11 protein-coding genes are annotated in these 12420 nt (G+C 71.7%); 7 read left to right on the top strand and 4 right to left on the bottom strand.

Going from position 1 to position 12420, the window contains the following annotated elements; genetic code table 11:
- Positions 1-38: 38 nt before the first annotated feature.
- Entirely contained in the window at positions 39-635 is a 597-nt protein-coding gene (locus AXK60_RS03960; protein WP_068569706.1) for a TetR/AcrR family transcriptional regulator, read from the bottom strand.
- 66 nt (positions 636-701) lie between these two features.
- Between AXK60_RS03960 and AXK60_RS03965 the strand changes: the two genes are divergently transcribed.
- Complete coding sequence (locus AXK60_RS03965; RefSeq protein WP_231855332.1) at positions 702-2201, top strand: flavin-containing monooxygenase; 1500 nt, start codon at positions 702-704, stop codon at positions 2199-2201.
- Between the two features lie 20 nt (positions 2202-2221).
- Positions 2222-3091, top strand: a complete 870-nt coding sequence (locus AXK60_RS03970; protein WP_068569709.1) for a short-chain dehydrogenase/reductase — start codon at positions 2222-2224, stop codon at positions 3089-3091.
- Between the two features lie 17 nt (positions 3092-3108).
- Here the strand turns inward: AXK60_RS03970 and AXK60_RS03975 are convergent, their stop codons facing one another.
- A complete protein-coding gene (locus tag AXK60_RS03975; RefSeq protein WP_068569711.1) occupies positions 3109-4653 on the bottom strand; it encodes a 5-oxoprolinase subunit B/C family protein in 1545 nt (514 codons plus the stop codon).
- 84 nt (positions 4654-4737) lie between these two features.
- On the opposite strand from AXK60_RS03975, the gene AXK60_RS03980 reads away from it, so the two are divergent.
- Positions 4738-5652: a hypothetical protein gene (locus AXK60_RS03980; RefSeq protein WP_068569713.1), complete on the top strand. Its 915-nt coding sequence runs from the start codon at positions 4738-4740 to the stop codon at positions 5650-5652.
- Between the two features lie 15 nt (positions 5653-5667).
- Positions 5668-6546, top strand: coding sequence for a 3-hydroxyacyl-CoA dehydrogenase family protein (locus AXK60_RS03985; protein WP_068569715.1), 879 nt, complete (start codon positions 5668-5670; stop codon positions 6544-6546).
- Here AXK60_RS03985 and AXK60_RS03990 read toward each other — a convergent pair whose 3' ends face one another.
- Positions 6547-7173 (bottom strand): LysE family translocator, encoded by a 627-nt coding sequence (locus tag AXK60_RS03990; protein WP_068569716.1) that lies wholly within the window; start codon positions 7171-7173, stop codon positions 6547-6549. It abuts the gene before it with no gap.
- A gap of 37 nt (positions 7174-7210) precedes the next feature.
- Positions 7211-8173, bottom strand: coding sequence for an AraC family transcriptional regulator (locus tag AXK60_RS03995; RefSeq protein WP_068569718.1), 963 nt, complete (start codon positions 8171-8173; stop codon positions 7211-7213).
- 192 nt (positions 8174-8365) lie between these two features.
- Here AXK60_RS03995 and AXK60_RS04000 point away from each other — a divergent pair, with 192 nt between their 5' ends.
- The 3 genes from AXK60_RS04000 to AXK60_RS04010 are packed head-to-tail and all read left to right on the top strand — an operon-like array spanning position 8366 to position 12354.
- The gene (locus AXK60_RS04000; protein ID WP_068569719.1) at positions 8366-9169 is read left to right on the top strand and encodes an SDR family oxidoreductase; all 804 of its coding nucleotides are present in this window, start codon (positions 8366-8368) and stop codon (positions 9167-9169) included.
- Positions 9170-9181: 12 nt separating this feature from the next.
- On the top strand, positions 9182-10753 hold the full coding sequence (locus AXK60_RS04005) for a flavin-containing monooxygenase (protein ID WP_068569721.1): 1572 nt from the start codon (positions 9182-9184) through the stop codon (positions 10751-10753).
- Positions 10750-12354: a phytoene desaturase family protein gene (locus AXK60_RS04010; RefSeq protein ID WP_068569722.1), complete on the top strand. Its 1605-nt coding sequence runs from the start codon at positions 10750-10752 to the stop codon at positions 12352-12354. Before AXK60_RS04005 ends, AXK60_RS04010 begins: the two co-directional genes overlap by 4 nt.
- Positions 12355-12420 lie beyond the last annotated feature (66 nt).

A 12420-nucleotide genomic window follows, 5' to 3' on the forward strand; every position in this document is an offset into this window, starting at 1 on the left:
CCGTGGCCAGTGGCCGCGACCAGCCGAATCGGGGTCGCTCAGCTTCCCCCGAGCAGGCGCCCCACGACGACCGCCGCGACGTCGGTCGGGACGGACGGGTCGACCGCGCGTTGCATGCCGAGCCCGAGGATCAGGCTGAACAGGCCCAGCGCAAGGGTCTCCGCGTCGACCGGGAGCTCCAGGTCGTGCGCCACTTCCAGTTCCTCGACCAGCCTCGTGGTCGCGGCGCGGATCCGCTGGTAGCGGGATGCGGTGGCCGCCATGAGCTCTCCGTCGTGCTCACTGCTCGCGGTGACCGCCATCTCGAGCCGGAACCACGCGCGGTCGCCCACGATGGTCCGCCCCCACTCATCGAGCGAGGCCATCACACCGGCCAGGCCCTGATCGGCGGCCGAGACGGAGAGCTCGAGGACGCGACCGATCTCCCGGTCGTACAGCTCGTCGATCACCGCGGTACCCAGGGCGACCTTGCTCGCGAAGTTCGAATACACCGCGCCCCGCGTGAATCCCGCGTGCGCCGCTACGGCCTCGAGCGAGGTGGCCGTGTACCCGTCGCGGAGGAACAGTTCGGTCGCCGACGCCACGATGCGACCCCGCGTCCGCGATTGCGCCTCCGCCCTCGACAGTCGTTGCATATCGACATCCTAGCGGGATACAGTGTGCATTCGAATACTGCCTGTATCTGAAATGAGATGTCGATCGTGCCCGATGCATCCCCCGCCTTCATTCCGCACCACGAGATCGTCATCGTCGGCGCCGGCTTCTCCGGCATCGGCACGGCGATCGCCCTGATTCGGGCCGGATTCGACGACCTCCTCCTCGTCGACGACGCGGCGGGGCCCGGAGGCACCTGGCACTGGAACACCTACCCGGGCGTCGCCGTCGACATCCCCTCCTTCAGCTACCAGTTCTCGTTCGCCCAGCGGTCGGGCTGGTCGCGCAGCTACGCCCCGGGCCGGGAGCTGCGCGACTACGCCGAGCAGATCGTCGACGAGTACGGGCTGGAACCGAAGATGCGGTTCGACACCCGTGTGCACGAGGCGTCGTTCGACGAGGCGACGTCTCTGTGGACGATCGCGACGAGCACGGGCGAGATCACCGCGCGCTGGCTGATCCACGCCGGCGGACCACTGAGCCAGCCCAAGCTGCCCGACATCGAGGGCATCGACTCGTTCACCGACGACACGATGCACACCAGCCGGTGGGACCATGAGGTCAGCACCGCGGGCAAGCGCGTCGGGATCATCGGCACCGGAGCCACAGCCGTCCAGGTCATCCCGGAGATCGCCGCCGACACCGCACACCTCACGGTGTTCCAGCGCACGCCCATCTGGTGCCTGCCCAAGCCCGACTTCCCGCTCGGCCGGGTCGGCCGCGCCGGACTGGCGGCGATCCCGGGAATGCGACAGGCCGCGCGGCTCGCCAGCCAGGCCTTCGTCGAGGCGACCTTCCCCGTACTCGCGCACTTCCACCGCTGGATCCCCGGCACCGACGCGCTCGAGGTCGCCGCGCGCAGCTACATCCGCTCCCAGGTCTCCGATCCGGCGACCCGCGGCAAGCTCACCCCCGCTTACGCGCTCGGCTGCAAGCGCCCGAGCTTCCACAACTCGTACCTCTCGACCTTCAACCGGCCCAATGTCGCCCTGGAGACCACGTCCATCGAGGCCATCACGCCCACGGGCATCCGGACGACCGACGGCACCGAGCACCCGCTCGACGTGCTGATCCTGGCCACCGGGTTCAAGGTGACAGACAAAGACGCCCTCCCGACCTACCGGCTGACCACCGCCGACGGCACCGATCTCGCGGACCACTGGGAGTCCGAGCGGTTCCGGTCCTACCAGGGCGTCGCGACGGCCGGGTTCCCCAACTTCTTCACCGTCTTCGGGCCGTACGGCTACAACGGCGCCTCCTTCTTCACCCTGGTCGAGAACAGCGCCGCCCACATCGTCCGCGTGCTGGACGAGGCGCGGCGCCGGGACGCGATCACCGCGGAGGTGACCACGACCGCGCAGGACGCCTACATGGAGTCGATCCTCGCGCGCGGCCCGCTGCAGGTGTTCTCGAATCCGACCTGTGCGAGCGCCAACAGCTACTACTTCACCAAGAACGGCGACGTCCCGTTCCGGGCGTCCACGACGCTGGAAGCCGCGTGGCACAGTCGCCGGTTCCCGCTCTCCGACTACGCATTCTCGAACTGACAACACAAGGGAGACATGACATGACACTCGACCTCGCCGGCAAGACGGTGGTCATCACGGGTGCGGCACGCGGCATCGGCCTGGGCACCGCCAAGGCCGCCGCGAAGCGCGGCGCGAAGGTCGCAGTGCTCGACCTGCGGCAGGACGAAGCCGACGGTGCTGCGGCCCAGCTGGAGGGCGGCGCAATCGGCATCGCGGTCGACGTCACCGACCGGGACGCCCTCGCCCTCGCCTTCGACGTCGTCGCCGAGCGACTCGGAGGCATCGACGTGGTCGTCGCCAACGCCGGCATCGCACCGCGGGGCGCGACGGTGCAGGGCATGGACCCCGCCGAGTTCGACCGCGTGCTCGCCGTGAACCTGCACGGCGTCTACAACACCGTGCTCGCCGCGATGCCCCACATCCTCGAGCGGCGGGGACATCTCCTGCTCACGTCCTCGGTGTACGCCTTCATGAACGGCGTCGGTGTCTCCCCGTACGCCGTCGCGAAGGCGGGCGTCGAGCAGCTCAGTCGCGCGCTGCGCGTCGAGCTGGCGCCGTACGGCGCCACGGCGGGCGCCGTGTACTACGGCTTCGTCGACACGGAGATGGTGCGGGCCGGCTTCGACGAGGACCCGCTCACCGCCGGCGTGCCGGACCTGCTCCCCTCGTTCCTGAGCAACCGGATCTCCCCCGATCAGGCCGGTGAGGACACGGTGCGCGGCATCGAGCGACGGGCCGCCCGCACCATCACCCCCGCCCGGTGGGCGGTGTACAGCACGCTGCGCGGCGTGATCAACCCGCTTCTCGACATCGTCACCGCGCAGTACCGCCCCGCCGTCGAGCTGATCCACGCTCTCGACGCCCGGTCCGCGGCCGCGCGACAGGCCGTCGGCTCCCGGGTCGACTGACACCCGGAGCGCCCCTCTCACTCAGGGGGCGTCGCGCGGCGGAACCCGACCTCGGCGCCGATCGGCACCTGCGCCAACAGATCCAGGTGCCGATCGGCCACGACGGCGATCACGGGATAGCCGCCCGTCGTCGGATGGTCGACGAGGAACACCACCGGCTCCCCCGACGGCGGTACCTGGATCGCACCGGGGACCAGGGCTTGGCTCTGCACCCCTCCCGCCGCGCGGGCGAGAGGCGACCCCGTCAGGCGCACGCCGATGCGGTCGCTGCTCGATGTCACCGTCCACGCGCCGTCGAGCAGGTCGCCGAAGGCGGTGTCGGGGAACAGGTCCGCGTCGGGACCCGGCAGCAGTTCGAGCACCGTCGGGCGCGTCCCGTCGGGCACGGCGGGCTCGGTCTCCGGGAACCCGACCGCCGTGCGGGGCGGCGCGCCCACGGGCAGGACCGCACCGGCCGCGAGGGCCGGGGGCCCGAGACGCGCGAGGGTGTCGGCGCTGCGGCTGCCGAGCACCTCGGGCACGTCGACGCCGCCGCGGACGGCGATCACGACACGGAGGCCCGCCACCGTCGGGCCGATCTCGAGGTGGTCACCGTCGTCGAGGGCGAAGGGCCGTCCCCGCTCGACGGTGCGCCACCGCCCGTCGGGCGCCTCGACGATCAGGTCCGCGTCGGCGCCGGTCACGGCGAGCACCTGGTCCCCCACCGCCACGAGTTCGATTCCACCCCCGGCGTTCTCGATCGCAGCTGCGCCCTCGGCATTGCCGACGAGCCGGTTGGCCCGACGCAGGGCGCCGCGGTCCGCCGCGCCGGATCTCGTGACCCCGAGCGCGGCGAGGCCCGGGCGGCCCAGGTCCTCCACGAGGGCCTGCATCCCAGGGTTCTGCACGACGAATCCGCGGCCGGGCGCCGGCACCGTCGGCGCGGAGGCCGGGGGTACCGCAGCGACGACCCGATCCCGGACCGCGGTGAACCGCACCCGGGCGCCGGGGACGAGGAGCGCCGGCGGGTCGCGGTCGATCGACCACAGCTCGGCGTCGGTGCGGCCGATCAGGCGCCACCCGCCGGGCGAGACGCGCGGGTAGACGGCGCTGTACTCCCCCGCCAGCGCGACGCTGCCCGCCGGCACGCGCACGCGGGGCGCGGCGAGGCGCGGAATCTCCGGACCCGCCTCGGCCGAGCGCAGGTAGGCGAATCCCGGTGCGAAGCCGAGGAATCCGACGTGCCACTCCCGTCCGGTGTGCATCCGCACGACGCCGTCCGCGTCGGTACCCAGAAGCTCGGCGAGGGCGCCGATGTCCTCCCCGTCGTAGACCACGTCGATCCCGACGAGCGGGCCCGCGACGGCGACGGGCTCGGGCTCGGCCATGGCGGACAGGAGTCGGGCACCGTCGGCGGCGGACCGCGGACCGTCGAACAGGATGGTGACGGTGTCCCCGCCCGGCACGAGCTCGCGCTGCCCGGGCAGCGGCTCGGCCTCGAGGCGGGCCCGGAGCGCCTCGACGATGTCCGGCACCACGCGCACCCGGACCGCGCGGGCACCGAGACTACGGACCTGTCGCATGGTGCACACCCTAGGCGCGCGGGTCTCGAAGATCACAGCCGCACGGCCTGCGCACACCCGCCCGACGGTCGTACAGTTATTTATATGTTCGAAGCACTTCTCGCGCTCGGTATCCGCACCGGAGCCGTGCTCCGCGTGTCGACCGTGGACGGCACCGTCGAGACGCTCCACACCGGCCCGGCCGGCTCCTCCCCCGACGGCGTCGTCGTCACCGCGGGGCGGATCTTCTGGACGACGATGGGCCGCCCCGTCCGCGACGGCGCCCGGTCCGGCGAGGCCGGACTCGACTACTCGGCACGAACCGGCGGCGTGCACTCGATGCTCCCCGACGGCTCGGACGTGCGCGACCTCGTGGTCCCGGGCGCGATGACCACCGGCAAGCAGCTCACGACCGATGGTGCCGGCCGGCTGTACTGGGGCGACCGGGAGGGCCTACGGGTGAGCTCGATCCGCGTCGACGGGACCGGCCTACGCGACCTGGTGGTCAACGGGCCCGCACCGGATCGGTTGGCGGAGTGCGTGGGCGTCGCCGTCGATCCCGGTCACGGGCACCTGTACTGGACGCAGAAGGGCCCCGCGAAGGGTGGCCGCGGCCGCATCCTGCGCGCCGAACTCGATCTTCCGGCCGGCGCGGAACCGGAGGACCGCCCCGACATCGAGACGCTCTGGGACGGGCTGCCCGAGCCGATCGACCTGGAGATCGTCGACGGCACCCTGTACTGGACCGACCGCGGCGCGGCGCCCGACGGCAATTCGCTCAACCGGGCCCCACTGCCCGCGCCCGGTGCTCGCGGCACGGCGCCCGAGATCCTCGCTCGGGGCTTCGGCGAGGCGATCGGCCTGGCGGTCGACGCCCCGTCGGGCCTCGCCTATGTCTCCGACCTCGGCGGCCGCATCTGGCGGGTGCGGCTCGACGGAGGCGAACCCGAGATCCTCGTCGACCTGGGGACCCCCGTGTCGGGCATCTGCGGGGTCCCCGCGGACACCGACATCCACTGACGAACGGAGCGTTCCATGACCTACGCCTTCACCTTCGAGGACATCCGGCGGCGTCCCGTCGCCATCATCGGCGCGGGCACGCTCGGCCGCCGCATCGCGCTCATGTTCGCGAGCCGCGGCGGCGAGGCCCGGATCCACGACCCGAACGCCGACCAGGCCCGGGCCGCGGTGCGGTACGTGACCGACGCCCTGCCGGACCTCCTCGCCCGGCGCGGCTCCGGCGAGGCCGGGACCGCCACCGCGCACGACTCCCTGTCGTCCACGCTCGACGGTGCCTGGCTCGTCGTCGAGGCCGTGCCGGAGCGGCTCGACATCAAGATCCCGCTGTGGGGCCGGATCGACGCCGTGGCACCGTCGGACACGATCTTCGTCACGAACTCCTCGTCGTACGCGTCCCGCCTGATGAACGAGAACATCCGCGACAAGAGCCGCTTCTGCAATCTGCATTTCTACATGCCTCCCACGGCGAACGCGGCCGACGTGATGTCGGACGGCGAGACCGCGCGCGAGATCGTCGACACACTGCTGACGGTCCTGCCCGAGTTCGACGTGCACCCGTTCGAGGCGCGCCGCGAGAGCACGGGCTTCATCTTCAACCGCGTCTGGGCCGCCATCAAGCGGGAATCGCTGGCCGTGGTCGCGGAGGGTGTCGCGCGGCCTGAGGACGTCGACGGGATGTTCCGCCTCAACTGGCACATGCCCGTGGGCCCGTTCCAGATGATGGACAGCGTGGGCCTGGATGTGGTTCTCGACATCGAGGACCACTACGCGGCCGAGAACCCGCACCCACCCGAGGGGCCGCGCCGACTGCTGCACGAGTACGTCGACGCCGGCAAGCTGGGAGTCAAGACCGGCGAGGGCTTCTACGCCTACCCGCCGACTGCCGCTCCGTGACTACCGCTCCGTGACGAGTTTCGCCCCGAAGCCGATGAGCGCGACGCCCGCGATGCCGTCGAGGAGGCGCCGCGTGCGCGGCGTCTGCATCCAGGAGGTGACCGTGCCCGCAGCGGCGATGAGCACACCGCAGTAGACGGCCGTCAGCGCGATGAAGACGCCGCCGAGCAGCAGCGTCGTCCCGGTCACCGAATGGCCCGCGGGCACGAAGCCGGGGAGCAGGCTCACGAACAGCACCCCGATCTTGGGGTTGAGCAGATCGGTCAGGAAACCCGCCGTGAAGCCACCGCTGCGCCACGAGGACGCCTGCGGGGCGGTCGGCTGCTCCCCCAGCGCCGAGCCGCGGATCATCGCGCGCAACGACTGGGCGCCCATGTAGATCAAGTACGCGGCGCCGAGGAACTTCAGTGCGGTGTAGCCGTATTCGCTGGCTTTGAGCATCGCCGAGAGCCCCAACACGGCGGCGAGCACCCACAGGACGAGGCCGCTGAGCACTCCCAGGCTGGTGCGCAGTCCGGCGACGCGGCCGCCCTGGACCACGCCGCGCACCACGACGAGGGTGTCGGGACCCGGCAGCACCACGATGAGTGCGGCAGCAGCGGTGAACGACAGCAGGGCGATGAGCATTCGATGATCTAAGCAGGTACCCGCGGCTACGCGGAAGTCACGACCGCGCCGCGGCGGTCTCGCTCGGCGACTCGCCGAACCGCGCCCGGTAGTCCACGGCGAACCGGCCCAGATGCGTCAGGCCGACGCCGAGAGCCACATCGGTCACCGTCCGGCCCGGATGCATCGCGTCGAGAAGCCGCGCGCGGGCCGCGAGCAGGCGGCGCTCCTTGACCACCGCGGTCGGCGTCGAGCCCAGCTCCGTCCGGCACGCCTCGCGGAGGGCTCGGACGCTGACTCGGAGCCGCGCGGCGAGCCAATCCGGTCCGAGGGAGTCGGCGAGATGGTCGTCGATCAGCGCCGTCATCCGCGAACCGAGCGTGGCCGCGCCGTCCGCAGCCGCGGCCAGCGCCGCGCTGTAGTTGTGCGGCTGCACGTCGAGCAGCTGGTTGACGACGCCGCGGGCGAGGTACTCCGAACAGTCCGCGCCGCCGACCGAGGAGGCGCCGCGCACGGCCTCGTCGCCGAGGAAGCGCACCATCCGGACCCAGGACGCCACATCGGGCCGGCGCAGGTCCATGCCGACGTCGAAGCGCAGCGGCGTGGTGATCTCGTGACCGAGCCTGCGCATGAGCTCTCGGTCGACGGTGCTGCGCCGCAGCCGGACGCACAGCTGAGGGTTGCCCCGTTGCCAGGTCATGACAGTGGGCGCAGTGGGCGACAGAACGCTCGCGAGGTGCGGCGAGGACTGCACGCGCGTGGCGCCGTGCTCGACGAGAGCGCGGCCGGCGAGCGGGATCTGCACGAGGTAGAAGGTCGACAGCGGCCCGGGCCGGATCTGCACCGGCTCGCCGTAGTCGAGGTGCACCAGCCCCATGGAGCCGACGGTGTCGATCCGTAGCCGCATGTCGATCGCGTGCGCGCGGCCGACCGGGTCGAGCCGGTGGTCGCAGAAGAAGCCGGCGACCCGCGCCCGGGCGAGGTCGACGTCCCGCGTCCTGAGGATCGTCGGTGCGGTCACGTGTGCCTCCCTGTGGCGTGGATCACTGACGTCCATCATGTGCTGCATTCCTGCCTGTCGTCAAGCAGGCGCGATACCGCGAAGTGGATAGCGCCGTCGAAGAACCGGATAGCGGGCCTATGACCTGCGTCACTACCGTCCTGTCGCATCCGGCGCCCGCGCGGCGCCACGGAACGACGCGAGGCGGGAACGATGACAGGAAATCTGGACGGGCGTACAGCGATCGTGACCGGCGGGGCGACCCTGGTCGGTCACGGCGTGGTCGAGGCGCTGCACGATGCGGGTGCGACGGTGGTCGTCGCCGACATCGACGTCGTCGGGGCGCAGGAGATCGCCGACCGACTCGGCGATCGCGTGCACGCGCGCACCGTCGACATCACCGATGACGCGCAGGTCGCCGACCTCGTCGCCGGCACCGTCCGCGACCTGGGCGCGCTCGACATCGTCGTCAACCTGGCCTGTACCTACCTCGACGACGGTGCCGACACCTCGCGCGCGGACTGGCTCACGGCCTTCGACGTCAACGTCGCGAGCGCCGTGCGCGTGGCGGACGCCGCCCGGCCCGCGCTCGCCGAGAGCAGCCACGGATCGATCATCAACTTCACCTCGATCTCCAGCTCGGTGGCGCAGACCGGGCGCTGGGTCTACCCCGCCTGCAAAGCGGCACTCGTGCAGATCACCCGGTCGATGGCGATGGACTACGCCGCCGAGAAGATCCGGGTGAACTCGGTCAGCCCCGGTTGGACCTGGTCGAAGATCATGGACACCGTCTCCGGGCACGACCGTGCGCACACCGACGCCGTCGCGGCGCCCTTCCACCTCACGGGCCGGGTCGCCGATCCCATCGAGGTGGGCCGCGTCGTGGCCTTCCTCTGCTCCGACGCCGCGTCCGTCGTGACGGGCGCAGATTGGGCCGCAGACGGCGGCTACTCCGCGATGGGGCCGGAGCAGGCCGCCCCCGCGATCCCCCTGTTGGCCCCTGCGGGCACCGAATAGGAGAACACAGCCATGCGTATCGCCGTGATCGGAGCCGGTTTCGCCGGGGTCTCCGCCGCCAAGGTCCTCACCCAGTTCGGGCACGAGGTCACCGTCTACGAGAAGGCCCCGGACATCGGCGGCGTCTGGAGCGCGTCCCGCCGTTACCCGGGCCTGCGCACCCAGAACAACAAGGGCACCTACTGCCTCTCGGACCTGACGATGCCGGGTCAGTACCCGCAGTGGCTCGAGGGCGCCCAGGTCCAGGAGTACCTCGAGACCTACGTGGACCGGTTCGGGCTGCGGGACCGATTCCGGACGTCCACCACCGTCATCTCCGCGGAGCTGGCCGAGCCCGCCGCGGCACCGTCGGGCGATGTGACGGCGAATCCGGCACTGCGACCGGTCACCTGGTCGGTGACGGCCGAGGGCCCGCAGGGCGTGAGCACCGAGGAATACGACTACCTCGTGGGCGCCAACGGGATCTTCTCGGCGCCGTCCATCCCCGCGTGGCCGGGCCGCGAGGCCTTCGAGGCCGCGGGCGGACGGATCTGCGCACCCGGCGACGTGCACTCCCTCGACGAGGTCGCCGGCCGCGACGTGCTGGTGGTGGGATACGGCAAGTCGGCTTGCGATGTCGCGTCCGCCATCGCGCCGGTGACGGCGAGCGCGACCGTGATCGCGCGCAAGCTCCTGTGGAAGATGCCCCGCCGTCTCGCGGGCGTCGTCAACTACAAGTTCCTCATGCTCACCCGTCTCGGCGAGGCACTCTTCGAGTACCAGCGCCTGCAGGGTGTCGAGGCCTTCCTGCACGGTGCGGGCAAGCCAGTGCGGAACAGCATGCTCGCGAGCCTGCAATCGGTCGCGACCAAGCAGCTCAAGCTGAAGGAACACGGGCTGGTCCCGGACGGCGACTTCGAGCGGATCGCCCGCAGCACCGTCTCCCTGGTGAGCGAGGGCTTCTTCGAGGCCGTGCAGGACGGGAGCCTCGCGGTGCGCCGCGACACCGAGATCGCCGAGCTCGTGGTGGCGGACGGCAAGCCGGCAGCGCGCCTGTCGGACGGCTCGACGGTGCCCGCCGAGGTCGTCATCGCCGCCACCGGGTGGCGGCAGGACGTGCCCTTCCTCGACGCCGACGTCCAGGCCCGGCTCACGGACGCGAACGGCGATTTCGAGCTGTACCGCTTCATCCTTCCGCACGAGGTTCCCGGCCTGGCCTTCGTCGGCTACAACTCGTCGTTCTTCTCGCCGTTGTCGGCGGAGATGGCCTCGCTGTACGTCGCGCACGTGCTGGACGGCGCGGCACATCTGCCGCCGGTTCCCGAACGGCGCGAACAGGTCTCGGCCAGGCTCGCATGGATGCGCGGCCGCACCGAGGGGCACCACGCCCGCGGCACCAACCTGATCCCGTTCTCCATGCACAACATCGACGAGATCATCGAGGAGATGGGCCTGACGCTCCCCCGCCGCCAGCGAGTGCGCGAGTGGCTCCTTCCGCCGAAGCCCGCGGACTACCGCTGGGTGACCAGGCGCCTGCTCGCCCGTCGTCCCCGCGCCGCCACGTCGGTCGCGCGGTCCGGGGCGAGCCCGAGGCGCGCCGCGTGACGGCCGATGTCGTGGTCATCGGGTCCGGGATCAACGGCCTCGTCGCCGCGGCCGAGCTCGCGGGCTCCGGCCGGTCGGTGTGCCTGATCGAGCAGTCCGACCGGCTCGGCGGCTTCCTCGCGAGCGACGAGCTCACCCTGCCGGGCTTCCTGCACGACACCTACTCCTCGTGGCACCCGCTGTTCGTCACCGGTGGCGCGTACGCGGCGCTCGGCGCGGACCTGCACCGGCACGGGCTGGAGTACGCGAACGCCGACGACGTCGTCACCGGATCCGTTTCGGGCGACCGCCGCGCGGTGGTCGCGCACCGGGACCCGGCGCGTACCGTCGAACAGTTCTCGGACGCCGACGGTGCCGCCTACCTCGCGATGCTGGACCGGATCGGCGGGGACCTGGACGTGATCGGCGGGTTGCTGGGCAACGAGACCCGCACCCCGGGGGTGCTCGGGCATGCGGCAGCGATGTTGCGCCGCGGCCTCGGCCGTACGGAGGGCTGGGTCCGCGACGCCGCCGCGAGCGGGCGCCGCTGGGGCCGAAGGACCTTCGAGGGCCCCGAGGTCGATCAGCTGTGGGTGCCGTGGCTGCTGCACGCGGGCCTGTCCCCGGACAGCGCGTCGGGCGGGCTGATGATCCCGGTGTTCGCAGCGACGATGCACGGTGCGGGCCTGCCCGTGGCCGTCGGCGGGCAGCGGGCCTTCCTCGCGGCCTTCGAGTCGTTGCTCGCCGAGCGCGGGGTGCGGGTCATGACCGGCGCCCGGGTGGAACGGATCCTGGTCGAGTCCGGCCGGGCCACCGGCGTGCAGGTCGACGGTCGGCGCGTCGACGCCCGGCAGTCCGTCCTCGCTTCCGTCACGCCGACGGCCCTCTACTGCGATCTGCTGCCGGAGTCCGCCGTGTCCGGGGCGGTGCGCGCCGAGGCGCGCGGATACCAGTACGGGCGGGCCGCGATGCAGATCCACGTCGCGCTCGACGAGCCACTGCAGTGGTCCGACGACGCCCTCGACGGTGCGCCGCTGGTCCACCTCACCGCGGGCTCGGATTCGGTGGGAGTGGCCTGCGCGCAGGCCGAGGCCGGACTGTTGCCGGCCCGCCCGACGGTGGTGGTGGGCCAGCAGGCGCTCATCGACCCGAGCCGGGTGCCCGACGGCAAGGGCATGCTGTGGCTGCAGCTGCAGGAGGTCCCGTTCGCCCCGGTCGGCGACGCGGCGAACCTGCTCGACGTGACAGGCGGTTGGACCGACGAGCTGATCGCCGGCTACGTGGACCGCGTTCTGGACCTCGTCGAGGAAGCCGCGCCCGGCACGCGCAATGCGATCCTCGCGGTGAAGGCGATCAGCCCCGTCGAACTGGCCGCCGCGAATCCGAACGCGGTGCAGGGCGATCCGTACTGCGGCTCCGCGGAGCTCGACCAGAACATCTTCTGGCGCCCCGGGCCGCTCACGGCTCGCCACCGCACCGCGGTCGACGGTGTGTGGCACATCGGCGCGGCCACCCATCCGGGGCCCGGCCTCGGCGGAGGCTCCGGGCACCTCGTGGCGCAGGAGCTGATCCGCCGCGACGACGGCCCGCTCACCCGCGTCCGCCGGTTGCTCGGCCGCTGAACGCTCGACGAGGATCTCCACCACGAAAGGGAGCGAACCGGATTCCGGTTCGCCCCCTTTCTCGTG

Origin of the sequence: Tsukamurella pseudospumae (assembly GCF_001575195.1) — a bacterium.
GTDB classification, from domain to species: Bacteria; Actinomycetota; Actinomycetes; order Mycobacteriales; family Mycobacteriaceae; genus Tsukamurella; species Tsukamurella pseudospumae.

Bases quoted from the DNA above. Each gene is read 5' to 3' on its own strand.
- AXK60_RS03960 (WP_068569706.1), bottom strand. From the start codon at position 635: ATGCAACGACTGTCGAGGGCGGAGGCGCAATCGCGGACGCGGGGTCGC.
- AXK60_RS03970 (WP_068569709.1), top strand. From the start codon at position 2,222: ATGACACTCGACCTCGCCGGCAAGACGGTGGTCATCACGGGTGCGGCA.
- AXK60_RS03975 (WP_068569711.1), bottom strand. From the start codon at position 4,653: ATGCGACAGGTCCGTAGTCTCGGTGCCCGCGCGGTCCGGGTGCGCGTG.
- AXK60_RS03980 (WP_068569713.1), top strand. From the start codon at position 4,738: ATGTTCGAAGCACTTCTCGCGCTCGGTATCCGCACCGGAGCCGTGCTC.
- AXK60_RS03985 (WP_068569715.1), top strand. From the start codon at position 5,668: ATGACCTACGCCTTCACCTTCGAGGACATCCGGCGGCGTCCCGTCGCC.
- AXK60_RS03990 (WP_068569716.1), bottom strand. From the start codon at position 7,173: ATGCTCATCGCCCTGCTGTCGTTCACCGCTGCTGCCGCACTCATCGTG.
- AXK60_RS04000 (WP_068569719.1), top strand. From the start codon at position 8,366: ATGACAGGAAATCTGGACGGGCGTACAGCGATCGTGACCGGCGGGGCG.
- AXK60_RS04005 (WP_068569721.1), top strand. From the start codon at position 9,182: ATGCGTATCGCCGTGATCGGAGCCGGTTTCGCCGGGGTCTCCGCCGCC.